The following is a 22,747-nucleotide window of genomic DNA, read 5'->3' on the forward strand; positions in this document are numbered from 1 at the left end:
CGGCCGGATCAGGAATATGTTTGCCGCATGACCCTGATGATCCCGTTCGACAACACCTATGCCCGGCTTCCCAACAGCTTTTATGCAAGGCAGGCTCCGATCCCCGTACGCGCGCCGCAACTGATCACGTTCAACGAAGACCTTGCGCGTGTTTTGCGCGTCACTCCAGGCGATGTGCATGAAATGGCCGAGGCGTTTGCGGGAAACACGCTGCCCGATGGGTCAGAGCCGATCGCGCAGCTTTATTCTGGGCACCAGTTCGGAAACTACAACCCTCAACTTGGTGACGGTCGCGCCGTGCTGTTGGGGGAGACCGTTGGAAACGACGGGGTGCGCCGGGACATTCAGCTCAAAGGCTCGGGCCCAACACCGTTTTCCCGACAGGGCGACGGACGGGCCTGGCTGGGTCCGGTCCTGCGGGAATACATCGTGTCTGAGGCGATGCACGCGCTGGGCATTCCAACGACGCGGGCGCTGGCTGCGGTTGAGACCGGTGAAGTTGTCTTGCGCGAAGGGCCTATGCCCGGCGCTGTGCTTACAAGGGTTGCGCAAAGCCATCTGCGTGTGGGGACGTTTCAAGTCTTTGCGTCGCGCGGCCAGTTTGACAGCCTGCGCCAACTGACGGACTACGCGATTCAACGGCACTACCCTCAGGCCAAAGGGCCAATGGGTCTGTTGCGCGCCGTTGTCCAGAAACAATCCGAACTGATCGCCGCATGGATGAGCGTGGGCTTCATTCACGGCGTTATGAACACCGACAACAGCTCGATCGCGGGCGAGACCATAGATTATGGACCCTGCGCCTTTATGGACACCTATCACCCGAATACGGTCTACAGCTCAATCGACCGTATGGGCCGCTACGCCTATTCCAACCAGCCTGAGATTGCCGTTTGGAACGGCGCGCAGCTTGCCACCGCCCTGATCCAGCAGGTCGAGGACAAGCAGGCCGCAGTAGAAGAGGCGACCGAGATTGTTCATGCCATGCCGGACTTGCTGCAAGAGAACTGGCAAGCGCGCTTTCGGTCCAAATTGGGACTGTCGATCTCGGAAGAGGGGGATGAGGGGTTGATTACTGATCTATTGGTGCGCATGGCGCAAAATCAGGCCGACTTCACCAATACGTTCCGCGCGCTGGGCAGCGATACAGCCCGCGCTCAATTCACGGACCCGGCTGCGTTTGACACATGGGCTGAGGGTTGGAAGGCTCGGTTGCAGCGGGAAGACGATCCATTCCCGGTCATGGCCGCAGCAAACCCCGCCTTTATCCCGCGCAACCATCGGGTTGAACAAATGATTGAGGCGGCTGTGCAAGGTGACTATGGCCCGTTCCATCGCTTGAACCGGGTTCTGGCGCAGCCGTTTAAGGAACAACCCGATGAGGCCGACCTCAAACGCCCGCCGACTCAGAGCGAAGTGGTGCACGCGACATTCTGTGGGACGTAAGTGTTTGTGGTTATTTGCGCACGATTTCCAAGACTGCTGCGCTGACGATCAGGACGGCACCCAACAGTTCGCGCAAACCGAAGGGTTCGCCCGAAAATGCAGCCGCCGAAGCGATACCGACGACAACCTCGCTCATCAACAGGATGCCGACCCGCGCGGGCGACAGCTTGGTCGCGGGCCAGATCGTCATATAGACCATGGGCAGCGTGTATAGGGCGGACAGAAGGGCAAGTTGAAGGACCCAAAGATAGTCGCCTTGGGCGAGGGCGGGCAGAACCGGGCCGCGAATAAGGGCGAGGCTGAGAAAAGACAGGATCAGTGCGCCCAACACAAAGGCAAACACCTGCCCGGAAACGGAAATACTGCTGGCCCGATACAGCCCAAGGGTCCCCAGCGCCCAACAGATGCCCGACGCCAGCGCCAGCCAGTCGCCTGCGTTTTGCGGCCATGGCACAAAGCCGTCGCCGCCCAGCACAACGAACAACCCTGCGATCCCGCAGACCAGCCCGGCAAAGCGACCCCAGCTTAGACGCTCGCCCAGGAAAGCCAGCCCAAGCATCGTCCCCCAGATTGGCGTCAAATAGAACAGAAGGATCGAGCGGACGACGTCCGTGTAGACAAGACTCAGGGAATACAGGCTGAACGCTGCCCCGGTGAACATCCCGCTAAGGGCGAGATTGCGCCATTGTAAGGCCAGTGCCAGACGCTCGCGCCAAACCAGAGGGATCAAAACAAGCAGGGCCGAGCTATACATCGCGATACCCGGCCACGGACCTGTCAAGCCAAGGTCATAGAAGAACCGGACCGGAATCCAATACAGCCCCCACATCATTCCGCCAATGACAAGGATTACGCTGGCGCGGGTGGTATTGTCCGTATGAACTGGGTTCGAAATCATGAACGTCCTCGAAAATCGGCAAGCAACACTAGCCTGTCGCCGGGATAGAGTGAACGTTGGCTGGGGATCAAGTGGAACATGTACGTCGGTCCATGTCCGGCTTTGAAACGCGGATATCATGGGCTGTTGAACGAGGCCGCCTTCAAAATTCTGTATAAGCGCATCATTCGGGCGTCGGGGGGTTGCACCTGACAACCATCGTGGCACTCTTGGTTCAAATGTTTGATCAGGTCCAAATGCAAACTCATTCAACCCTGCGCATTGCGAGTTACAATATCCAGAAATGCGTCGGGCTTGATTTTCGTCGCCAGCCTCAGCGCATCCTGCAGGTGATCGAAAGCATGGAAGCCGATATCGTGGTGTTGCAAGAGGCTGACAAACGCCTGCCTCCACGACCGGCGGCTCTGCCTCATTTTATGTTGGATGAAGCGGGTTGGCAGATCGTTGATCTGGGCGGTGCGGGCAGTCTGGGCTGGCACGGCAACGCTGTCATCTGGCGTGGCGATAAAATTCAGGAACGCCAGAAAGGTCACCACGACCTGCCGGGGTTAGAGCCTAGGGGCGCGGTACGGGTCGAGTTTGATACCCAAATCGGCCCACTGCGGGTTATGGGGATGCATCTGGGCCTGTTGCCTGCGTCCAGACGTCAGCAGATCACTCATCTGCGGCGGTTCGATGATGATCTCGATCAGATGCCGACGGTCTGGGCAGGCGATTTCAACGAATGGTCGCGGCAGCCGGTGTTGGATCATCTGGCGCCGGACATGCGGTTTCTGCCACCAGTTCCCAGCTTTCCCGCCGCGCAGCCGCTGGGCGCGTTGGACAGGATTGCGCTGGGCGACGGGTTAGAGGCCATCCTGCATGGTGTCCATGACGCTCGGCCCGCGCATATCGCTTCGGATCATTTACCGATATGGGCTGATCTTCGGCGCGCCGCATAGAATGCAAATCCCCTGTGGCGCCAGCCGCACAGACGTATTAAGACAGAGAACCGAAAAAGCCCCGAGGGTCACTCATGTCCGATACGATCATCGCCCGTTGTGAGGCCAAGGGCCTGCGCATGACAGGTCAGCGCCGTACCATTGCACATGTGCTGCAGCAAAGTGAGGATCACCCGGATGTCGAAGAGCTGTATGCGCGCGCATCAGAGGTGGATTCGGGGATCTCGATAGCTACCGTGTACCGCACCGTGAAACTGTTCGAAGAGGCGGGAATTCTGGAACGTCTGGAATTTGGCGACGGCCGCGCGCGCTATGAGGACGCTGAGAGGGATCATCATGACCACCTCATCGACATGCAGTCGGGCAAAGTCATCGAATTCGTAGACCCCGACATCGAAGCGCTGCAAGAGAAGATCGCGGCAAAGCTGGGATACAAGCTGAAAGGGCACCGGCTAGAACTGTACGGTGTTCCGCTGGAACAGGACTGACCCATCACGAAACGCGATTGGCAGTCGCACGCGATTTCATGAAACACGTCGCAATATCGCTTGCGGCGTTTGGGATGTTACGGTTTTCCTGATTTGAGGGCTTGGCATTTACCTGCCCCTTTCTTTGGAAACGCGCATGAACAACGTACACGGCATTTTGCTGATCATCGGGTCGATGGCGGCCTTTGCGCTTGAGGATATGTTCATCAAGCACCTGTCGACCAGTGTTCCCACCGGTCAGATCATGATTGTTCTGGGGGTAAGCTGCGGGTTCCTGTTTACAGGTATGTCGCTGGTAACCCGAAAGCGCATATTTGATCCGCTGGCATGGCAACCGTTGCCGATGGCGCGGGCAGGGGCCGAGGCATTCGGGGCGGTGACTTTTGTCACGGCATTGTCGCTGGTGGAACTGTCAACAGTCGCTGCGGTCTTTCAGGCCATGCCTTTGGCGGTAACCATGGGGGCCGCGCTGTTTCTAGGGGAACATGTCGGCTGGCGGCGGTGGAGTGCAATCGGAATTGGTTTTGTCGGCGTCCTGATGATTATTCGCCCTGGTTTGGCGGGGTTTCAGCCCGAATCGCTTTTCGTTGTGGCAACCGTAGTCGCAATCGCTGCGCGCGATTTGATTACGCGCAAGCTTGATGCGCGTGTGGCGTCGTCCGTTGTGGCGTTGCAGGCTTATGTGGCGATCGCGCTGGCGGGTGCAGCCCTTATGGTCTTGTCGGCGCAACCCGTCGCTCCGCTGCAGACCGGACAAGTTGGACCTTATCTGGGCGCGATCGGCTTTGGCGTTTTGGCGTATTACGCCATCGTAACGGCAATGCGGATCGGAGAGGCCTCGGCGCTGACACCGTTCCGCTATACGCGCCTTGTCTTTTCGATTGCTGCGGGGATGCTGATGTTCGGCGAACGTCCTGACGTAATGACACTTGCCGGGGCCTCTCTGATTATCCTGTCTGGCATGTATACTTTTATCCGTGAGCGTCGTTTGGCGCGCGAATTGGCCGTTGCCGCCTGACGGATCGTCGCACGTTAGCCCAAACAATTGGCTGTTAGCCCTAAACCTGTGGAAATACGAGTGTTAGCGATAACGGGTCCGGTTTACTTTTGAATCCGTGATGCTATGAGGCGTGCAACTGAATGCAGCCACAGGGATCGGCCTAATGAGCACAATCATCGACATCCACGCCCGTGAAATTCTTGACAGTCGGGGCAACCCGACGGTTGAGGTGGACGTGATTTTGGAAGACGGCACGATGGGCCGGGCGGCGGTGCCGTCGGGGGCCTCGACCGGCGCCTATGAGGCGGTGGAAAAGCGCGATGGCGACAAGGCGCGCTATATGGGCAAGGGCGTGCTGGAAGCCGTTGCTGCGGTGAACGGTGAGATCGCGGAAGAACTGGTTGGCTTTGACGCGACTGAACAGGTCGCCATCGACCAGGCGATGATCGAACTGGACGGAACCGAGAACAAGGGCCGTCTGGGCGCGAACGCCATTCTGGGTGTCTCGCTGGCCACGGCCAAGGCCGCAGCCGATTTCACCACGCAGCCTCTGTATCGCTATGTCGGCGGCACGTCGGCGCGCGTTCTGCCCGTGCCGATGATGAACATCATCAATGGTGGTGAGCACGCGGACAACCCGATCGACATTCAGGAATTCATGATCATGCCGACCTCGGCCGCGAATATTCGCGAAGCGGTGCGCATGGGGTCCGAGGTGTTCCACACGCTGAAACGCGAACTGTCGGCGGCAGGTCTGGCCACTGGCGTCGGCGATGAGGGGGGCTTTGCACCCAACATCGCATCCACACGCGAAGCGCTGGATTTCATCCTGCAAGCCATTGAAAAGGCAGGTTACAAGCCGGGCGAGGAAATCCACCTTGCCCTGGATTGCGCCGCCACCGAGTACTACAGGGACGGCAAATACGTTCTGTCGGGCGAGAATATTTCGCTGACCTCCGAGGAAAACGCCGAGTATCTGGCGGCGCTGGTCAAAGACTATCCGATCATCTCAATCGAAGACGGCATGTCCGAGGATGACTGGGACGGGTGGAAGGCCCTGACCGACGCTATCGGCGACAAGGTCCAGCTTGTGGGCGACGACCTGTTTGTGACCAATCCCGCGCGTCTGGCCGAAGGGATCGAGCGCGGCTGCGCGAACTCGATGCTGGTCAAGGTGAACCAGATCGGATCGCTGACCGAAACCCTGCGCGCCGTCGATATGGCCCACCGCGCGCGCTATACCAACGTGATGTCGCACCGCTCGGGCGAGACCGAGGACGCCACCATTGCCGATCTGGCCGTGGCGACCAATTGCGGCCAGATCAAGACCGGCTCGCTGGCGCGGTCGGACCGGTTGGCCAAGTACAACCAGCTGATCCGCATCGAGGAATCGCTGGGCGAGGTCGCCGAATACGCTGGGGCTTCGATCCTGAAGCGGTGAATGTTAACCTGATCCTCGAATTTGTTTCGAGGATCAGGTTTTGCTTTCAATCATAGACCCCAAAACGCCGGACCACTTTGATGCGGTCCGGCGTTTGTGTTGGGAATACCGCGCATTTCTTCTGACGCTGGATGAAAAATCCCAACGCATTGTCAGAACATTCTACCCGCGTGAGAAATACGCCCGTTTGATGGATGCCATCGAGGTTGAGCACGCGGCACCCACAGGAGGTGTCCGGCTAGCGTTAAAGGATGATCAGCCTGTCGGATGTGGGATGTTCCATACGATTGAACCCGGTGTGGCTGAAATCAAGCGTGTATTCGTGAACGAGAAAGCCCGAGGTACCGGTGCCGGGTACGCGATCATGAGTGATCTGATCCAAACCTGCCGCCTGAAGGGGTTTCGTATTATTCGGATGGACACAGGAAAACCACTTGAGGCCGCAACACGCCTTTATCTGTCGATGGGGTTTGAATTGCGTGACGCCTATTCGGAAATCCCCGAGGTTGCAGATGGTCATCTGCTGTTTTTTGAAATGGATTTGCAGGAATAGCGCGATTTTGGGCTAAAAAAGTCGAAATTTTTCGACATTCTTTCCTGTTGTTATTGAAGGAGAAATTTAAAAAACCGCTACTTAAGTGAGCATTATTGCACTTATGTGTGAACTTTTCCCTATTAGGAGGGCCGGTTGGTCTCGTACCCTGACTTTATTACAGAAAGGAGAACACCATGACTGGTTCTAAATTCCTTCTCGTAGCGTCGGTAGTCGGCACTGTATTTTTGGCGGCATGTTCAGCACCTGGCACATATCCGATCACTGGCGATCCGGTTTCAGCAAGTGACCCGGTTCGGGATATGGAATCGCCCACTTACATCTATCGTGGTGAGGCTCGCTAAGGCCTGTGCGTGACATCACGGGCAGTGACGTCCGTGATTGATCTGAATTCAGAGCTTCTTACTCATTAACAAATACCGATCGCGCGGTTTGAACCCGGTGCGCAGATACAGTTTCTGAGCTGCCTCGTTTGTGCGGTCGACCTCAAGATGCAGGGCGGTAAGCCCAGCTCCGGCCAGTGCCTTTGGCAGGTCTAGCAATACTTCGGATGCAATTCCTCGGCCGCGAACGGCAGGGCGAATGTAGATCTCGTCCACAAAGCCGTCCATGCCGCCGAATTCGACGGACCAACCGAATGTCAGGATGATGTATCCCAACGGTGCCCGTCCGGGTCCGATTAGGTAGACACATCCGTGGGGGATGCCCTCTAATAGCGGGGCCAGAGCGTTGCGGGTCTGATCCGCATCCTGAGCGATACCTTCCTCGGAGTGGAATGCAGTGACCAGGCCCACCAAGCGGTCCAGATCTTCGGGGCGGGCAAGCCGCAGGGCAGCGCTCATAGTCGGGCCAGCCGTTCGGTCAACAGGGTAAAGAACCCGTCCGCGTCCACATCTCCTATGAATGTCGCGTTGGGTTTGCGATCGGTGACGCGCCACCAGTCGGCGACCGTCATACCCATCGTGAGTTCTGATTGGGTCTCAATCTCGACATTCACGAAACGACCCGAGAACAATTCGGGCTTGATCAGATAGGCTGTGACGCACGGGTCATGCAGTGGTGCCCCTTGGCTGCCGTATTTTTCCTTGTCAAAGCGTTCGAAGAAATCCGTCATCTCGGCCACGGCGATACCGACCTTGGTTCCCAGCGCGCGGAAGGCGTCGTTGCGGGGTTTGGTGACCAGCGCCTTGTGCGTGACATCCAACGGCATAACGACAATAGGGCGACCTGATTTAAACACGATATCAGCAGCTTCTGGGTCGACGTGAATGTTGAATTCTGCGGTGGGGGTAATGTTGCCAACCTCGAAATACGCGCCGCCCATCAGCACGATTTCCTGCACTCGATCCACGATATCAGGCGCTTTGGTAAAGGCGGTTGCGATGTTTGTCAGTGGCCCCAGCGGGCATAACGTGACCGTTCCTGGCTCATGCGCGCGCAGGGTGTCGATAATGAAGTCGACCGCATGCCCGTCGGTCAGTTGCATCTGCGGATCAGGCAGATCCGGGCCGTCCAGACCGGTTTTTCCGTGCACATGTTCTGCCGTGACCAGCGCTCGTTTCAATGGGCGGTCGCACCCGGCGTAAACCGGCACCTCGGTATGTCCGGCCAGTTCGCAGACGATACGGGCGTTCTTGGACGTCAGGTCTAACGGCACGTTCCCAGCGACGGCGGTTATGCCCAGAACCTCAATCTCTTGGGGGCTGGCCAGCGCCAGCAGGATGGCCACGGCGTCGTCCTGGCCGGGGTCAGTATCGATGATGATTTTACGAGGGGGCATGGGCGTCTCCGGGGGCGTGAAGGTCGGACACTCGCAAGTGTCCCGGCACTTGTCCAGCCGTTTTTAGGTGTCCGCAACCGCATCCACCGGCGGGAGTTTGCCGTTGGCGCGGTGTTCTTCGGTTTTCACCTCGTCCCAAAGGGCGTCCATCTCGGCCAGATCGCTTTGTGAAGGCATTTTGCCACGCGCCGCAAGGCGGGCCTCGACCTGTTCGAACCGGCGGGTGAACTTGGCATTGGTGCGGCGCAGGGCTGCCTCGGGTTCAATCCCGAGATGGCGGCCCAGATTGACAATCACGAAGAGCAAGTCACCGAACTCATCCTCTAGTGCGTCGGCGTCCATGCTGTCGCGGGCCTCTTCCAACTCGGCGGCCTCTTCGGTGATCTTCGCCAGCACATGACTGGCATCGGGCCAGTCGAACCCCACGCGGGCGGCGCGTTTTTGCAGCTTATGCGCGCGCAACAGGGCGGGCAGGTTAGCCGCCACTCCATCCAGCGCGCCTTTTTGTTCGTTGCCAGCGCGTTCCGCTGCCTTGATGGTTTCCCAATCCAGCGTCTGCTGCTCGGCAGATTTGTCGCGGGATTCGTCGCCGAACACGTGAGGATGACGCGTGACCATTTTGTCTGACATGGTGCGGACTACGTCCTGAAAGGTGAAATGCCCGGCTTCCTCGGCCATCTGCGCATGAAAGACGGATTGGAACAGCAAATCGCCCAATTCGCCTTTCAGCTCGTCATACGCCTCACGCTCGATGGCGTCGGCGACCTCATAGGCTTCTTCGATGGTGTAGGGGGCGATGGTGGCGAAATCCTGTTCGATATCCCAAGGGCAGCCGGTCTGCGGGTCGCGTAGGCGGCGCATGATTTCCAGCAGGCGCTCGATCCCTGCGTCGCTATCGTGGATCAGAGGATTTTCGGCCATTGCGAACCCTTTCGTTCCGGTGTCAGATGCATCCATTCCGCAGTCAGGATCAGGAGTCCACCCCAGATGCCCGTCGTCAACCGAATTGCCGATTTTGCCGCCGATATGACCGCTTGGCGACAACACCTGCATTCGATTCCCGAGTTGGAGTTCGAATGCCATGAAACCGCAGCTTTTGTCACCGACAGACTGCGTGAATTTGGCGTTGACGAGCTGCATGAAGGAATTGCCAAAACCGGGATTGTCGCGATCATCAACGGGCAGGGCGAGGGGCCGACAATCGGCCTGCGCGCGGACATGGATGCCCTACCGATCCCCGAGGAAACCGGGGTCGAATATGCGTCGACCAAACCGGGTAATATGCATGCCTGTGGCCATGACGGTCATACGACAATGTTGTTGGGCGCAGCGCGTTATCTGGCTGAGACACGAAATTTCCGCGGCCGCGTGGCCCTGATCTTTCAGCCTGCGGAAGAAGAAGGCGGCGGAGCAGGCGTCATGGTCGAGGAGGGGCTTATGGACCGGTTCGATATTTCTCAGGTCTATGCATTGCACAATGCGCCCGGTGTCCCTGCGGGGGCATTCCAGACGACGCCCGGCCCGATCATGGCGGCTGTCGACACGTTTGAAGTTCACATTCAGGGTCTTGGCGGCCACGGGGCCATGCCACACGAAACTCGCGATCCAGTGATGGCGGCCTGTGGAATAGCACAGGCCATTCAGACCATTGTCAGCCGCAACAACTATGCGCTGGACGATCTGGTTATCTCGGTCACCCAGATTCACACCGGAACGGTCAACAACGTGATCCCGGATACTGCCTATATCAACGGAACCGTCCGCACCTTCGATCCGTCTGTTCAGAAGATGGTGATGGAACGGATGGAGCAGATCGTGCAGGGGCAAGCACTGTCTTATGGGGTTGAAGCAAGGTTGGATTATGAGATCAATTACCCCGCAACGATCAATGACGCAGACAAAGCCGGGTTTGCCGCCGATGTCGCGCGGGACGTGGCGGGAGACGAATGGGTGTTCACGAACATATCTGCGATGATGGGGGCCGAGGATTTCTCGTTCATGCTGAATGCGCGTCCGGGGGCGTACCTGTTTCTGGGGCAAGGTGAAAGTGCCGGGTTGCATCATCCAAAATACAATTTTAACGACGAGATCGCGCCGGTTGGGGCATCCTTTTTCGCGCGGATTGTCGAAAAGGCGCAGCCGCTGGGCTGAACGGGGGAATAAATGGCACTGGAAGATGCAAAAAATCAGGTAGACGAGGCGTTTACCAATCCTGACCTCAAGGGGTTGTCCTATGAAAATACGTTTGGCGGGGCGACGTCCTTTCTGCGGCGGCTGTACACCAAGGACCTAAAGGGCGTGGACATAGCCGTGACTGGAGTGCCGTTCGATCAGGCGGTGACCAACCGCCCCGGAACCCGACTTGGCCCGCGCGCAATCCGAGAGGCCAGTGCGCTGCAATCACCCGATGCGCCCTATGGCTGGCCTTTTGACGCGCTGAGTGAACTGGCGATCGTCGATTATGGTGACATGGCCTATGACTACGCCAATATCCCGGCGTTTCCAGATACGCTGACCGATCATATCCGCACGATACTAGCCGCCGATGTGGCTTCGGTCACTTTGGGCGGGGATCACTATATCAGCTTTCCGATCCTCAAGGCTTATGCCGAGAAATTCGGGCCGATTTCCTTGCTGCAGTTTGATGCGCATACGGACACGTGGGCCGATGACGACATGTCGCGCGTGGATCACGGAACGATGTTCTACAAGGCGGTGAAGTCGGGCATCGTGGATCCCAAGCGATCGGTGCAGGTCGGAATCCGGACCACCAACGAGGACACGCTGGGTGTCAACATCATCGACGCGCGCGAGGTTTATGAATCCGGCCCCGCTGCCGTCGCGCAGAAGATTAAGGGCATTCTGGGTGACAGTCCCGTTTACCTTAGCTTTGATATCGACGGTCTGGATCCCGCTTTTGCGCCGGGTACAGGTACACCCGTCTGGGGTGGGCTGAGTTCCATTCAGGCGCAGATCATCTTGCGCGATATCGCCGGTATCAACATCAAGGGCGGGGACGTTGTCGAGGTATCTCCGCCGTTTGATACATCCGGCGCAACGGCGATCGCCGGCGCGCATGTCGCCACGCAGATTATTTGCCTTTTGGGGTGGAACAAGTTGCAGCCTTAACAATTGGTTAGCCATCTTTCCTCTATCACGTTAACCAAAATAACGGATGGGAGAGATACTGGCATGAAAGACTTCAACCAGCCCCTCAGCGGCAATGATCTGGCACGGTTTTCCGGGCCGAATACGTTCATGCGCTTGCCGCAAGTGGATTCGTTGGCCGGGTTGGATGTGGCCGTTTTGGGTATTCCGATGGATATCGGCACCTCATGGCGGTCGGGCACACGGTTCGGGCCGAAACAGATCCGCAGCGAAAGCGCGATGATCCGGCCTTTCAACATGGCCACATTCGCGGCTCCGTTCGACAACCTGCAGATTGCCGATATCGGTGATCTTGCGATCAACACGTTTTCCCTGTCCGAAAGCCTCGAGATCATTAAGGAAAGCTATGATGCTATTCTGGCGCAGGATGTGACGCCCGTCGCGATGGGAGGTGATCATTCGATCACCCTGCCGATTTTACGGGCAATTGCGGCCAAGCACGGGCCTGTGGCGTTGGTTCACGTGGATGCCCACGCAGGTGTAGACGACGAAATGTTTGGTGAGCGTGAGACACACGGCACCGTCTTTCGCCGCGCCTACGAAGAAGGTCTGATCGTTCCTGACAAGGTCTTTCAGGTCGGAATTCGCGGTTCGGGTTATTCAACGACGGATTTCAACGAAGCAAAGGAATGGGGATTTCGGCAGTTTCCGGCGTTGGAATTGTGGCAGCAGAACCTGACGGAAGTTGGCTCTCAGATACGGAAGACAATCGGGGATCACCCGACTTATATCACCTTCGACATTGACAGCCTTGATCCGGCTTTTGCTCCGGGAACGGGCACGCCAGAAATAGCGGGGCTAACCACGCCGCAGGCCTTGCAGTTGATCCATGCACTCAGCGGTCTGACCGTTGTGGGGTGCGATCTAGTCGAGGTCTCGCCGCCCTATGACACGACCGGCAACACGGCGCTGACGGCGGCTAACCTTTTGTTCGAGCTTATGTGCATCCTGCCAGGTGTGACGTCGCGGTAAAAGCCTGCCTCACGACTTGTCCAGGCCTGTATTCCGAATAAGGTTGCTAAAAGAATAGGGTCGGGATGAAGAAAATGCTCATTTTCCTTGTTGTTGCGGCGGTCGTCGTACTGGGCGCTTATATCAGGCTGGCACCGTCCGATCCTACGCGATGGCACGTAGTGCCCACCGGTCAGGCGGATCGCGATATGCAAGGCGGAGTGTTTCGGGTTTTGGAAACTGGCCCCGACGGGCTGGCGCGTCTGGATGCAATTGCGCGTAACACACCCCGTACAACGGTTTTGGCGGGGTCAGTGGACAAAGGGATGGTCACCTATGTCACCCGCACCAAAGTGATCGGCTTTCCCGACTACGCGACCGCCCAGCAGGATGGCGACACGCTGCGCATCCACGCGCGCCTGCGCTTTGGGCGCTCAGATTTTGGGGTAAACCGCAACCGTGTTGATGGGTGGCTGACTGCGCTCAAGCCCTGAGGACAGGCAGCCTTCCTGCACTTCGCGCCACATTGGTACGTTCAGCGACATTTGGCACTGTGCCATGAACATACGGCCATCGACCTGCAGGCAGATCATCTCGCCCAGTTCGATGCGGGTGCCGGATGTATCGGTGCAATAGCAATCGCGCACCTTGCCATCCGGGCCAACATAGTCGGCCATGGCCGGTGTGGAAAACAGCGTCAGGACAAGCGTAAACCATCTCATGCGCAGCAGCTTAGCATACGGTCGGCCCTTGACCAAAGCCCCGGATTGTTAGACACCCCCGGGGATGATCCCCGAAGAACGCCTAGAACAGATAACTCAGCGATTCCAATACCTCGAAGCGGCGATGTCAGACGGCGCGGCGGGTGGGGACATTGCTGCTTTGGCCAAGGAGTATTCTGACCTCAAACCGGTTGTCGAACAGATCACGGCCTGGCGACTGTTGGTGGCGGATTTGGCGGAAGCGCAGGCGATGCTGGCAGACCCCGATATGAAGGAGTTGGCCGAAGAAGAAATCCCAGACTTGCAGGCCCGCATCCCCGAAGCGGAACACGCGCTGCAATTGGCATTGCTGCCCCGTGACGCGGCCGATGCGCGCCCTGCGATGCTGGAAATTCGCCCCGGAACCGGAGGGGACGAGGCTGCCTTGTTCGCGGGAGACCTGTTGCGCATGTATCAACGCTATGCCGAGGCACACGGCTGGCGTTTTGAGATCATCGAAGAACAGGCTTCGGACCTTGGGGGCATCAAAGAGGTCGTGGCGCATATAAAGGGCGACAACGTCTTTGCGCGGTTAAAATATGAATCCGGAGTTCACAGAGTTCAGCGCGTTCCCGAAACGGAAAGCGGTGGGCGGATTCACACATCGGCTGCGACGGTTGCGGTGCTGCCCGAGGCCGAAGATGTGGATATCCAGATTGACGCGAATGACATTCGTATCGACACCATGCGCAGTTCGGGTGCGGGTGGTCAGCACGTGAACACGACAGATTCGGCTGTGCGCATCACCCACCTTCCGACCGGTCTTGTGGTTACAAGCTCTGAGAAGTCCCAGCACCGTAATCGTGAAATCGCAATGCAGGTTCTGAAGACGCGACTTTATGATTTGGAGCGTCAGAGGATCGACAGCGAACGGTCCGCCGACCGAGCCAGCCAAGTGGGCTCTGGCGACCGTTCCGAGCGGATCAGGACGTATAACTTTCCACAGGGCCGGATGACCGATCACCGCATAAACCTGACTTTGTACAAGCTGGATCAGGTCATGCAGGGCGATCTGGACGAGGTCATAGATGCGCTGACAGCCGATGACCAAGCCCGCCTGCTGGCTGAGATGGCGCAATGATTGCTGCGTTGACAGCGGCGCAGGCCATGGTCGCTGCAACGGCGCGGCTTCGGGCTGCCGGGGTTGCTGATCCGGCGCGTGACGCCCGAGTGTTGTTGGCCCATGCCGCGCGAATCGAAGCCAGCCGCGTCACGTTGATCGCCCCCGAGGAGCTTTCGCCGGAGATCGCCGAACGGTACGACCAATTGATATCCTTGCGCGCCATTCGAGTGCCGGTCTCCCACCTGCTGGGGGAAAGGGAGTTTTATGGCCGCCGCTTTCGGGTCAGCGGCGATGTGTTGGACCCTCGACCGGAGACCGAGGCGCTGATCGAGGCGGCGTTGAGCGAACCTTTCGGTCATGTTCTGGACCTTGGGGTCGGGTCCGGGTGCATTCTGATCACCTTATTGGCGGAAAGAACCAGCGCAACGGGGCTAGGCGTTGACCTAAGTGAGGCTGCTTGCCTGCAAGCCAGCGCGAACGCGGTTCAGCATCAAGTTCAAAACCGTATCGAGATTATCAAGTCTGATTGGTTCGGAGACATTAATGGTAACTTTGACCTGATTGTTTCCAATCCGCCGTATATTTCTCTGCCGGAAATGGCGGAATTGTCCCCCGAAGTGCGTGAGCATGAACCGCGCATGGCACTGACGGACGAGGGCGACGGTTTGGGAGCTTACCGTCGTATTGCTGCCGGTGTTCCTGATTTTCTGTTACCCGGTGGGCGTTTGCTGGTCGAAATTGGGCCGACGCAGGGCCTGAGCGTTTCTGCGCTGTTTGATGCTGCTGGATTGGTCGACATAAGGATAATTCCCGATTTGGATGGTCGCGACCGTGTTGTATTTGCCAGAATGTCGCAGTGAATCTGTGCGCTGAGGCTGAAATACGCCGATTGATGTAAAAAAGCTGCGAAATTTAGTACAAACCCCTTGTCTGCACGCGCCGGACATGTTTACTCAGGATTAGTCAGCGAGGTTGACGCCGTTACAGCGCGCCCCTGACGCCAAGCCCAAAAAGTCGACATCGCGTCACAGCAAAAGCCTTTGAGCAGTGCAAGACGCGAAAGGTTCGACATCGAATGACAAGGCTGACGAAAGTAGATGAGATCTTCCAAATCCCGCTCGCGGGCCAAGAATAACCGCAATCGTCCTTCTGGAGGCAACGTAGTAAACCGGGTTTTCGACAGCTCGGGCCCAGAGGGTAAAGTGCGTGGCACGCCCCAGCAGATCATTGACAAGTACAACCAGCTTGCTCGTGACGCGCAGTTGTCTAATGACCGCGTGGCCGCGGAAAATTTCCAGCAACACGCCGAGCACTACCTGCGTCTGCTAAGTGAAGCGCAACGCGAAATGGAAGCGCGCCGCGAAGAACAGGAGCGGCAGAACCGTGAACGTCAGGCTGAACGTGATCGCGAACGCGCTGAGCGTCAGGAACGCGAAGCCGCGCGCCAATCAGATCCGGCCGATGCACCGCAACCTGACGTGATGGATTTCACACCCGCAGCCGCTTCGCCTGAATCCGGTTTGGTGGAGACCCCTGAAAATAAGGGTGCTGAAGGCGAAGCTGCCGAGAAGAAGGAAAAACCGGCGCGCCGTCCCCGTACGCGCAAGCCCAAGCCTGCGCCGTCGGAAGACGCATCGTCGGACAAAGGTGATGCGCCCGAGGCCGCCGAGTAATCAAAGGCGCACAAAACAAGACAAAGCCCCGAGGTTCGACCCGGGGCTTTTTTGTTTCAAGCGTTATCAACCTCGCGCGACAATGCACAGAAGGCTTCAAGCGGCACCTGCTCGGCCCGTTCAGTTGGTTGAATCCCGGCCGCCAATAACCTGTCTTCGATATTCGGGGCGATGCCCTTTAGCGATGCGCGCAGCATTTTGCGGCGTTGGTTGAAGGCTGCAGCCACGACACGGGATAGTGTGGCGGGGTTCGCGGGATACCTGGGTTCGGGCAGGGCAGTTAGATGGACCACGGCGCTTGAAACCTTGGGCGGAGGCGTAAACGCGCCGGGAGGTAAAGACATGGCAATCCGAGCCTCGGCGCGCCATTGCGCAAGGATGGCAAGGCGTCCGTAGGCTTTGCCGCCGGGCTGCGCCACGATCCGTTCAGCGACCTCGCGCTGAAACATCAAGGTCAGGCTTTGCCAGAACGGGGGCCATTCGGGGGGGGTCAGCCACCGCACAAGAAGCTCAGTTCCGACGTTGTAGGGCAGGTTGGCTGCGACGCGGATTGGTGGCGTTAGATGTGTCAGCGGGTCAATCTCGAGCGCGTCACCGTTGATGACCTCCAAACGGCCGGGATATGCAGCGGCAATGTCGTTCAGGGCCGCAATGCAGCGGGTGTCTTTCTCGACCGCGACCACTTTCCGCGCGCCCTCGGACAGCAAACCCCGAGTCAGACCTCCTGGGCCAGGGCCGATTTCCAACACATCGCACGCGGACAGATCTCCGGCCTGTCGCGCAATCTTGGCGGTCAGATTCAGGTCCAGCAGGAAGTTCTGGCCCAGCGACTTTCGCGCCGAAAGCTGGTGGGTTGCGATGACCTCGCGCAGAGGGGGAAGATTGTCGATAGCGCTCATTTTCAGATTACCGTGGCGCAGGAGGGATTGCGTGCACCAGAGATTTTTTGCCTCCGGCGGGGATATTTTCAGCCAGGTGAAGGATCAAGAGCTTTTTGCCATGCGGTGGGCGAGTTTCAAAGCTTCGATCAGGCTAGATGGGTTTGCGATACCTTGCCCTGCGATATCAAGGGCGGTGCCGTGGTCGGGCGATGTGCGTATGAAAGGCAGGCCGAGCGTCACGTTTACGCCGCGGTCGAAATCCAGCGTTTTGATCGGAATCAGCGCCTGATCATGATACATTGCAATGGCTGCGTCATAATGGGCGCGGGCTGCGGCATGAAACATGGTGTCCGCAGGGTTTGGGCCGCTGACAGTGTAGTCTTCCGAAGGAAGCGAAGAAATCAGCGGGCCGATCCAGTCCAGCTCTTCAAGCCCCATCTTACCACCTTCCCCCGCATGGGGGTTCAGCCCGGCAATGGCGATGCGGGGGTGAGCAATGCCGAATTGCTTTCGCAACCCCTCGGCTGTGATTTCAATCGTATCGCGCAACAGGGCTGGCGTGAGTTCGGACGGGACGCGGGACAGGGGAATATGGATCGTTGTGGGCACCACGCGCAATTCATCGCTGGCCAGCATCATCACAACGCGTTTACGCCCGGCCAGCGCGGCAAGAAACTCGGTATGGCCGGGATAGGCGAACCCGGCCCCGTCAATCAGTGCTTTCTTGTGGATCGGCGCGGTGCAGAGGGCCGACGCCGCGCCCGACTGAACCAGTGACACGCCTCGTTCAATCGCGTTTATGACGCCGGGCGCATTTGCGGCTGAGGGTGTACCGGGGCGATTGGGTTCGGGGAAGTTCAGTTGCAGAACAGGCATTGCCGAGGCGCTGATACGAAGTGACTCTGCCGGGTCGCTGATTTGATGCACCGGAGTTCCCTGAGGAATATGCGCCGCGTCCCCGATATAGAAAAACGGGCAGGTATCTCGTAGTTCTGCCCATGCTTTAGCCGCGATCTCTGGGCCTATACCGGCAGGGTCGCCACAACTGAGCGCGATCGGGGCGATCATTGCTCGATTATCGTTGCGTCCGCGCGTAGCTGCTCTAGCAGGCTTTCGGAAAAGGCCTGCAGCCGCTGTTGCGTCAGCGCATTGGCCACATCAACGCGCGAAGTTTCTTCGCCTCGGTCGAGCGTCCGGGTGCACAACATCAGGAAACGGAGGGTCTGGCCGTTATTGGCGGTCAGATTCGTCGAAACTTCGTTAAGATCCAGCTTGGCTAGTTCCAGTGCGACGTCCCGCGGAATTTCCGAGGGGCTGGCTTCGATCCGTTGCAGAACCTCAGCCGGTTGGTCTTGTGCAATTCCATAGAGGTCATCGCAGGTGTCGATCTCTTCCCGCAATTTGGCGGCGCGGGCCAGCGTGTCGGCGCTGCGACCGCCGGGAAGGTTGTAGATGGCATAGTCGATTTTCGAATAACGCGGCGCGCCAGACGCGACCTCGCGCAGGCCGCGCATCTGGAACAGGGCAATGGCGTTTGGCAGGTTGATGGGCTGTGTTATATCCCCATTCTTGAGGCCAAGGATAACCGGCTGCAAGGCAGGGGGCAGATCGGTCAGGTTCAGCCATTCCAACCGACCGCCATTGTCCCGTGTGCCGGCGGCGGAATATTGGGTGGCTGCCGCTGAAAAGGCATCAAATCCTTCCAATTGCGCGATCTCTTCGGCCAACAACTCGGCCTGGGCGATGGTCTGCTGATTGACCGGAATTATGATCTCGGACATCAGAACCTGCAATCCACCGCCACCGGCTTGTCCCAGCGCCCGGTTGATTTCATCCTCGGACGGGCGCGCCTGCGACAGGAAACGGGCGCTGACATAGTCGCGCCACGAAAGCTGGTCTGCGACAAAATCCCTGACGGTTTCTTGGGACACACCCGCATCGGCAAGAAGTTGCAGGAACTGATCCGTCGACAACCGCCCGCGCGCAGCGAACTCGTCAATGCCGACCTGAACATCCTCTGGGTTGATTTCAATTCCCGCCTCTCGCATGGCTTGCTTGCGCAGACGGTCGTCGATCAGGGCCTCTCGCACCTCGTCCTCGGATGCTCCGGGAGCGCCCAGAGCTAAAAGGAACTGCAGGCGCTGGTCCAGTTCATACCAGGTGACAATATCCTGATTAACCTTGATCGCAGGCGAGAATGGGCTTTGGGCTTGCGCTTCCATGGGCGTAAGACTCACTACCGCAACGGCCAGTGCCTGAGCCACCGAGGGCAGCCAACCGGAACGAACGAAACTGGAGAAACGTGAAATCAACTGCATCTTCTCTTGAACTGTTGTCCGCCACCTTCAACAGAATATCCTGTCAGGGCTACGGTAAAGCCGAATTCTGTCGAAGGCTCAATACTCGAAGACGAGGTAAATCGTCTACTCACGATCATATTTGCCTGTACACATTCGTTTTGGTAGGTCACGCCCAACCCATAACGGATCGGTTCGGACTCGGCGAGGTCATAGCGGGCGAATGCACGGGTCAGCCAGTTTTGGTCGATACGGTAACGACCATTGACGCGAACTTCCGAGATTTCATCTTCCGCGTTTTCCGCTGGATCGGGTTCCTGCCAGACATAAGTGCCCGACAGGCTGGTTGTTTCTTGGCTCCAGGCGGCGCGCAATTCAGCCTTGGCGAAACTGAAGTCACCGTTGAGCAATCCGCGCCCTGCCAATGACCAGCCATTGGCCGTTTCCAACTGACCAGCAATCAACAGGTCTGACGCTGTTCCCTGCAAACCCGAGGTTACGTTGAATTCAGGGTCGGCATCCGCGCGAAAGACCTGACCAACTGTTGCCAGTGCGCGCCATCCCTTTGCTCCGTATCGGGCCCAGTTTATGCCGACCACTCCGGTTGCGCCGTCTTCCCGACGGTCGGGGGCCGGAAATCGCGAAAGGGACAGAAGGTTGCCTTGATCGAATTCCTGAAACGTACTTTCGTCGATCGGCACGTCGTTGGTTGAAACATGGGTCCAGCCGACTTGTGCGATCGGTTCAAGGACTTGGGTCGCGCCCGACTTTTCCCGCCGTGACATTGGGTAGCGCAGCGTCAGCGCCGCGCGTGGTGTGGTGCGGGTAACCTGACTAGGGAACCCGCTGTCATGACGAATATTGAACGTATCGACAGACGCGCCCAACCTGGCGTCCGCGCGCAGTCCCGTGGTGAATATCCAACTGCGCATCCATACGGCATCGAAAGTTGCTCGCGCGACATCACGGCCCACAATGTCTTCGTCGCTAGTACGTTCATGGGCGTGTGCGACAAAGCCGAGCCGAACCTCGCCACCCACTGCGGTCGGGAAGTGGCGTTTCTGATAGTACAGGTCGAACACGCGCGAAGGGATTTCATCCTGATCTTCGCTGTCGCGCAAAGTCTGGTAGTGGATGAAGCTGGTGCGGAACGCCGTATCCCGTTTGATCCGTTCCAGCGCGACTTCGCTGCGCAATCGGTCGAAATCGGGCAGGCCGTAGTCGGCCAAATACGCATCGTCAGACGTGGTCTTCAGGTCAAAGGTGAACCGATAGCCGTCCCGCAGGTTGAATGCGCCATCCGCAAATAGATACCCGCGCTGCTCGTCTGGTTGAAGGTCATCTTTTGTATAGGCGCCCAAGATTCGGATACGTCCACGTTTGAACGCCTGACGATACCGGAAGCCCAGCGTTTTGGTCTTGGACGATACATATGGCGTCAGCGTCAGGTCCTTGTGGTCGCCCAACTTGAAGAAATACGGCACCTGTAGGCCGGTGCCCAGTTGCGACGTGGTTCTGACCGAGGGGACGAGAAAGCCCGTCGCGCGGTCCAGTGTAGGATCGGGAAGACGCAGGTACGGAAAATAGAATACCGGAAAGTCCAGAATTCGGAACTGTGCACCTTCAAAATATAACTGCCGTTCCAGCTGGTCATGGGTGACTTTGCGCGCACGGATCTGCCATATCGGAGGTTTACCGTTGGCGCAGACGTGGCACGACGTGGCCGAGACCTTGCTGAATTGCGTATAGCGCCCAGCCGCACGCTTGGCCTGGACCGACGCGATCTGGACTTGCTGCTGGAACACCATTCTAGCGCCGATGAGCAGGCCGTTTTGGATGCCGCTGTCCAATTCCGCTGAATCCGCCAGCAGAGTCGTTGCGCCGCCCTGATCAATGCGGACCGGTCCCTCAAGCAAAAGTTCGCCGGTGTCGCGGTCATAGGTAATCCGTTGCGCAGTAACTTTGATGTCGCCTTGAAACGCTTCGACGTTGCCCTCGGCGACAAGCACTCTTTGCGGAGTGATGAAAATCCGATCTGCAACCAGAAGGGCTGGTTCTTCCTCTTGCGGAGTACTTTGCGGCGGGCCGCCAGCGGGCTGATTTTGGGCGCCCGCGCCCTGTGGTATGGCCAACGCCAGAGCGCCGGACAAAAACAGGCAGGATAGAAGCCGCATCAGCCGTCCTCCGCGTGCAACAACAGACCGAGGGACAGCAATATGGCTGCGAAGGGCGGAGCCCACGCCGCAACAAAGATAGGCAGTTGTCCGTTTTCCCCCAGAATTTGGGCAAAGTTGCGCACGAAGTATATGCCAAAACCCAACAGTACCGCGGACAGAACCGCGATCCCGGTTCCGCCAAAGCGGACATGGCGCATGGTGAACGCTGCCCCGATCAGGACCATCGACACCAAGAAGATCGGGCGCGCAAGTTGCACTTGCAGCCAGACTTCGTATTGCTTGGTGGAAAACCCGGCTTCGCCTAGGTCACGAATAAGCTGTGGCAAGTCGTAGACCGAAACGGCCCCTTGCCGCCCCAGCGTGTCCAAAATGCGCTCGCGCGTCAGCGACGTAGGGATTTCAAGCGTCGAATGCTCGACGGCGTTGGTTTCCGGGTTGATGTCCTGATTCAAGGACCAGACTTTGGCGTTGGACAAAGTCCAGTTGCCGTCGTCTAGGACAGCGCTGTCAGCGGCAATCTGTTGCGTCGGCGTACCGTCCGGCGAAAATGCGATGATCGTCACTTCGTTCAACTTCAGCGTATCGCCATTTGACGTGCCCCGCGCGTGGATCACAGACTGGCCGTTTTGCGAGCCCTGCCGCAGCCACATACCTTCGCCGCTGATCGAAAAGGCCGACCCGCCGTTGTTGCGATACGAGTCAGACAGTCGTGAGTATTCCTCGGACGTGGCTGCCGAAATCGGGTTCAGCAGGGCAACGGCAGCCGCCCCGATCGCCAGGGCCAATCCTGCAGGGGCCAGCAGCGCACGAATACCCGAACGGCCAATGGCTCGGGTCACGACCAACTCAGAACTGCGCGCAAGGCCGACAAACAGCGCGATTGTCGAAAGAATCACCAGCAAGGGCAGCATTTCACTGATGGCCGCCGGGGTATTCAGCAGCGTCAGGTGCAGAAGTTGGCCAAAGGACAGGTCAACTTCGTCAAAGCGTCGCACCTGTTCGATCAGGTCGATCAGAATCAACAAAGACAGGAAGATGCCGCCGATAACCAGAAAGCTTTGGATGAACCGGCGGGCAAAATAGCGGTCAAGGATCACGGGCGAAACCCCGCAGGGGTTGGGCGCAAAGCGGGCACTGTCAGGTTCAAGCAGGAATCATTGCAGCATGCGCCACGAAGCGATGGCTTATGCCTGCCCTGTCTTGCCACTGTACTTTCCCCCGATCTTGCC

24 protein-coding genes are annotated in these 22,747 nt (G+C 58.1%); 14 read left to right on the forward strand and 10 right to left on the reverse strand.

The genetic code is table 11. The features are described from left to right. Positions 1–27: 27 nt before the first annotated feature. Positions 28–1,446, forward strand: coding sequence for a protein adenylyltransferase SelO (locus tag ACT2B1_RS08755; RefSeq protein WP_481669014.1), 1,419 nt, complete (start codon positions 28–30; stop codon positions 1,444–1,446). A 10-nt stretch (positions 1,447–1,456) separates the two neighbouring features. On the opposite strand, the gene ACT2B1_RS08760 is transcribed toward ACT2B1_RS08755, so the two are convergent. Continuing rightward, positions 1,457–2,344, reverse strand: a complete 888-nt coding sequence (locus ACT2B1_RS08760; RefSeq protein WP_171240644.1) for a DMT family transporter — start codon at positions 2,342–2,344, stop codon at positions 1,457–1,459. 236 nt (positions 2,345–2,580) lie between these two features. Here ACT2B1_RS08760 and ACT2B1_RS08765 point away from each other — a divergent pair, with 236 nt between their 5' ends. The 6 genes from ACT2B1_RS08765 to ACT2B1_RS08790 all read left to right on the forward strand — a co-directional run bounded on the left by ACT2B1_RS08765 (position 2,581) and on the right by ACT2B1_RS08790 (position 7,111). Then, positions 2,581–3,285, forward strand: a complete 705-nt coding sequence (locus ACT2B1_RS08765; RefSeq protein ID WP_171122308.1) for an endonuclease/exonuclease/phosphatase family protein — start codon at positions 2,581–2,583, stop codon at positions 3,283–3,285. A gap of 74 nt (positions 3,286–3,359) precedes the next feature. Then, entirely contained in the window at positions 3,360–3,773 is a 414-nt protein-coding gene (locus ACT2B1_RS08770; protein WP_171122310.1) for a Fur family transcriptional regulator, read from the forward strand. 136 nt (positions 3,774–3,909) lie between these two features. Continuing rightward, positions 3,910–4,791 (forward strand): DMT family transporter, encoded by an 882-nt coding sequence (locus ACT2B1_RS08775; RefSeq protein ID WP_171240645.1) that lies wholly within the window; start codon positions 3,910–3,912, stop codon positions 4,789–4,791. Positions 4,792–4,936: 145 nt separating this feature from the next. Then, complete coding sequence (gene eno / locus ACT2B1_RS08780) at positions 4,937–6,214, forward strand: phosphopyruvate hydratase (protein WP_481668957.1); 1,278 nt, start codon at positions 4,937–4,939, stop codon at positions 6,212–6,214. A gap of 40 nt (positions 6,215–6,254) precedes the next feature. Then, positions 6,255–6,767 carry a GNAT family N-acetyltransferase gene (locus ACT2B1_RS08785; protein WP_481668958.1) on the forward strand — a complete coding sequence of 171 codons (513 nt, stop codon included), beginning with the start codon at positions 6,255–6,257 and terminating at the stop codon, positions 6,765–6,767. A gap of 176 nt (positions 6,768–6,943) precedes the next feature. Continuing rightward, positions 6,944–7,111 carry a hypothetical protein gene (locus tag ACT2B1_RS08790; RefSeq protein WP_171121664.1) on the forward strand — a complete coding sequence of 56 codons (168 nt, stop codon included), beginning with the start codon at positions 6,944–6,946 and terminating at the stop codon, positions 7,109–7,111. Between the two features lie 48 nt (positions 7,112–7,159). Here the strand turns inward: ACT2B1_RS08790 and ACT2B1_RS08795 are convergent, their stop codons facing one another. The 3 genes from ACT2B1_RS08795 to mazG form a co-directional block, all read right to left on the reverse strand. Next, the gene (locus ACT2B1_RS08795) at positions 7,160–7,609 is read right to left on the reverse strand and encodes a GNAT family N-acetyltransferase (RefSeq protein WP_171240655.1); all 450 of its coding nucleotides are present in this window, start codon (positions 7,607–7,609) and stop codon (positions 7,160–7,162) included. After that, positions 7,606–8,547 (reverse strand): nucleoside hydrolase, encoded by a 942-nt coding sequence (locus ACT2B1_RS08800; protein WP_171240656.1) that lies wholly within the window; start codon positions 8,545–8,547, stop codon positions 7,606–7,608. The genes ACT2B1_RS08795 and ACT2B1_RS08800 overlap by 4 nt, the downstream gene beginning before the upstream one ends. A gap of 63 nt (positions 8,548–8,610) precedes the next feature. Next, the gene (gene mazG / locus ACT2B1_RS08805) at positions 8,611–9,468 is read right to left on the reverse strand and encodes a nucleoside triphosphate pyrophosphohydrolase (RefSeq protein ID WP_481669015.1); all 858 of its coding nucleotides are present in this window, start codon (positions 9,466–9,468) and stop codon (positions 8,611–8,613) included. A gap of 66 nt (positions 9,469–9,534) precedes the next feature. Here mazG and ACT2B1_RS08810 point away from each other — a divergent pair, with 66 nt between their 5' ends. The 4 genes from ACT2B1_RS08810 to ACT2B1_RS08825 all read left to right on the forward strand — a co-directional run bounded on the left by ACT2B1_RS08810 (position 9,535) and on the right by ACT2B1_RS08825 (position 13,160). Continuing rightward, positions 9,535–10,698 carry a M20 aminoacylase family protein gene (locus ACT2B1_RS08810; protein WP_481668959.1) on the forward strand — a complete coding sequence of 388 codons (1,164 nt, stop codon included), beginning with the start codon at positions 9,535–9,537 and terminating at the stop codon, positions 10,696–10,698. A 12-nt stretch (positions 10,699–10,710) separates the two neighbouring features. Continuing rightward, a complete protein-coding gene (gene speB / locus ACT2B1_RS08815; RefSeq protein WP_171211324.1) occupies positions 10,711–11,676 on the forward strand; it encodes an agmatinase in 966 nt (321 codons plus the stop codon). A gap of 63 nt (positions 11,677–11,739) precedes the next feature. Beyond that, positions 11,740–12,687, forward strand: a complete 948-nt coding sequence (gene speB, locus ACT2B1_RS08820) for an agmatinase (RefSeq protein ID WP_481668960.1) — start codon at positions 11,740–11,742, stop codon at positions 12,685–12,687. Positions 12,688–12,752: 65 nt separating this feature from the next. Further along, positions 12,753–13,160 carry a DUF1499 domain-containing protein gene (locus ACT2B1_RS08825; RefSeq protein WP_171121658.1) on the forward strand — a complete coding sequence of 136 codons (408 nt, stop codon included), beginning with the start codon at positions 12,753–12,755 and terminating at the stop codon, positions 13,158–13,160. On the opposite strand, the gene ACT2B1_RS08830 is transcribed toward ACT2B1_RS08825, so the two are convergent. Next, positions 13,101–13,388: a hypothetical protein gene (locus tag ACT2B1_RS08830; RefSeq protein WP_171121657.1), complete on the reverse strand. Its 288-nt coding sequence runs from the start codon at positions 13,386–13,388 to the stop codon at positions 13,101–13,103. The genes ACT2B1_RS08825 and ACT2B1_RS08830 overlap by 60 nt on opposite strands. A gap of 64 nt (positions 13,389–13,452) precedes the next feature. Here ACT2B1_RS08830 and prfA point away from each other — a divergent pair, with 64 nt between their 5' ends. The 3 genes from prfA (at position 13,453) to ACT2B1_RS08845 (ending at position 16,163) form a co-directional block, all read left to right on the forward strand. Continuing rightward, entirely contained in the window at positions 13,453–14,508 is a 1,056-nt protein-coding gene (prfA, locus tag ACT2B1_RS08835; RefSeq protein WP_171211326.1) for a peptide chain release factor 1, read from the forward strand. Then, positions 14,505–15,350, forward strand: coding sequence for a peptide chain release factor N(5)-glutamine methyltransferase (prmC, locus tag ACT2B1_RS08840; protein ID WP_171124712.1), 846 nt, complete (start codon positions 14,505–14,507; stop codon positions 15,348–15,350). The genes prfA and prmC overlap by 4 nt, the downstream gene beginning before the upstream one ends. 237 nt (positions 15,351–15,587) lie before the next feature. After that, positions 15,588–16,163, forward strand: a complete 576-nt coding sequence (locus tag ACT2B1_RS08845) for a DUF4167 domain-containing protein (protein WP_481668961.1) — start codon at positions 15,588–15,590, stop codon at positions 16,161–16,163. 56 nt (positions 16,164–16,219) lie between these two features. Here ACT2B1_RS08845 and rsmA read toward each other — a convergent pair whose 3' ends face one another. The 5 genes from rsmA to lptG all read right to left on the reverse strand — a co-directional run bounded on the left by rsmA (position 16,220) and on the right by lptG (position 22,615). Beyond that, complete coding sequence (rsmA, locus tag ACT2B1_RS08850) at positions 16,220–17,062, reverse strand: 16S rRNA (adenine(1518)-N(6)/adenine(1519)-N(6))-dimethyltransferase RsmA (protein WP_171121653.1); 843 nt, start codon at positions 17,060–17,062, stop codon at positions 16,220–16,222. A gap of 84 nt (positions 17,063–17,146) precedes the next feature. Then, positions 17,147–18,112, reverse strand: coding sequence for a 4-hydroxythreonine-4-phosphate dehydrogenase PdxA (gene pdxA / locus ACT2B1_RS08855; protein WP_481668962.1), 966 nt, complete (start codon positions 18,110–18,112; stop codon positions 17,147–17,149). Then, positions 18,109–19,362, reverse strand: a complete 1,254-nt coding sequence (locus ACT2B1_RS08860) for a peptidylprolyl isomerase (protein WP_481668963.1) — start codon at positions 19,360–19,362, stop codon at positions 18,109–18,111. The genes pdxA and ACT2B1_RS08860 overlap by 4 nt, the downstream gene beginning before the upstream one ends. Continuing rightward, on the reverse strand, positions 19,353–21,515 hold the full coding sequence (locus ACT2B1_RS08865; RefSeq protein ID WP_481668964.1) for an LPS-assembly protein LptD: 2,163 nt from the start codon (positions 21,513–21,515) through the stop codon (positions 19,353–19,355). Before ACT2B1_RS08865 ends, ACT2B1_RS08860 begins: the two co-directional genes overlap by 10 nt. Further along, the gene (lptG, locus tag ACT2B1_RS08870) at positions 21,515–22,615 is read right to left on the reverse strand and encodes an LPS export ABC transporter permease LptG (protein WP_171240663.1); all 1,101 of its coding nucleotides are present in this window, start codon (positions 22,613–22,615) and stop codon (positions 21,515–21,517) included. The genes ACT2B1_RS08865 and lptG overlap by 1 nt, the downstream gene beginning before the upstream one ends. Positions 22,616–22,747: the final 132 nt, after the last annotated feature.

The sequence above is a fragment of the Ruegeria sp. S263 genome (genome assembly GCF_056780525.1).

Coding starts and splice junctions, on each gene's coding strand:
- ACT2B1_RS08755 (WP_481669014.1), top strand. CDS start 28: ATGACCCTGATGATCCCGTTCGACAACACCTATGCCCGGCTTCCCAAC.
- ACT2B1_RS08760 (WP_171240644.1), bottom strand. CDS start 2,344: ATGATTTCGAACCCAGTTCATACGGACAATACCACCCGCGCCAGCGTA.
- ACT2B1_RS08765 (WP_171122308.1), top strand. CDS start 2,581: ATGCAAACTCATTCAACCCTGCGCATTGCGAGTTACAATATCCAGAAA.
- ACT2B1_RS08770 (WP_171122310.1), top strand. CDS start 3,360: ATGTCCGATACGATCATCGCCCGTTGTGAGGCCAAGGGCCTGCGCATG.
- ACT2B1_RS08775 (WP_171240645.1), top strand. CDS start 3,910: ATGAACAACGTACACGGCATTTTGCTGATCATCGGGTCGATGGCGGCC.
- eno (WP_481668957.1), top strand. CDS start 4,937: ATGAGCACAATCATCGACATCCACGCCCGTGAAATTCTTGACAGTCGG.
- ACT2B1_RS08790 (WP_171121664.1), top strand. CDS start 6,944: ATGACTGGTTCTAAATTCCTTCTCGTAGCGTCGGTAGTCGGCACTGTA.
- ACT2B1_RS08795 (WP_171240655.1), bottom strand. CDS start 7,609: ATGAGCGCTGCCCTGCGGCTTGCCCGCCCCGAAGATCTGGACCGCTTG.
- ACT2B1_RS08800 (WP_171240656.1), bottom strand. CDS start 8,547: ATGCCCCCTCGTAAAATCATCATCGATACTGACCCCGGCCAGGACGAC.
- mazG (WP_481669015.1), bottom strand. CDS start 9,468: ATGGCCGAAAATCCTCTGATCCACGATAGCGACGCAGGGATCGAGCGC.
- ACT2B1_RS08810 (WP_481668959.1), top strand. CDS start 9,535: ATGCCCGTCGTCAACCGAATTGCCGATTTTGCCGCCGATATGACCGCT.
- speB (WP_171211324.1), top strand. CDS start 10,711: ATGGCACTGGAAGATGCAAAAAATCAGGTAGACGAGGCGTTTACCAAT.
- speB (WP_481668960.1), top strand. CDS start 11,740: ATGAAAGACTTCAACCAGCCCCTCAGCGGCAATGATCTGGCACGGTTT.
- ACT2B1_RS08825 (WP_171121658.1), top strand. CDS start 12,753: ATGAAGAAAATGCTCATTTTCCTTGTTGTTGCGGCGGTCGTCGTACTG.
- ACT2B1_RS08830 (WP_171121657.1), bottom strand. CDS start 13,388: ATGAGATGGTTTACGCTTGTCCTGACGCTGTTTTCCACACCGGCCATG.
- prfA (WP_171211326.1), top strand. CDS start 13,453: ATGATCCCCGAAGAACGCCTAGAACAGATAACTCAGCGATTCCAATAC.
- prmC (WP_171124712.1), top strand. CDS start 14,505: ATGATTGCTGCGTTGACAGCGGCGCAGGCCATGGTCGCTGCAACGGCG.
- ACT2B1_RS08845 (WP_481668961.1), top strand. CDS start 15,588: ATGAGATCTTCCAAATCCCGCTCGCGGGCCAAGAATAACCGCAATCGT.
- rsmA (WP_171121653.1), bottom strand. CDS start 17,062: ATGAGCGCTATCGACAATCTTCCCCCTCTGCGCGAGGTCATCGCAACC.
- pdxA (WP_481668962.1), bottom strand. CDS start 18,112: ATGATCGCCCCGATCGCGCTCAGTTGTGGCGACCCTGCCGGTATAGGC.
- ACT2B1_RS08860 (WP_481668963.1), bottom strand. CDS start 19,362: ATGCAGTTGATTTCACGTTTCTCCAGTTTCGTTCGTTCCGGTTGGCTG.
- ACT2B1_RS08865 (WP_481668964.1), bottom strand. CDS start 21,515: ATGCGGCTTCTATCCTGCCTGTTTTTGTCCGGCGCTCTGGCGTTGGCC.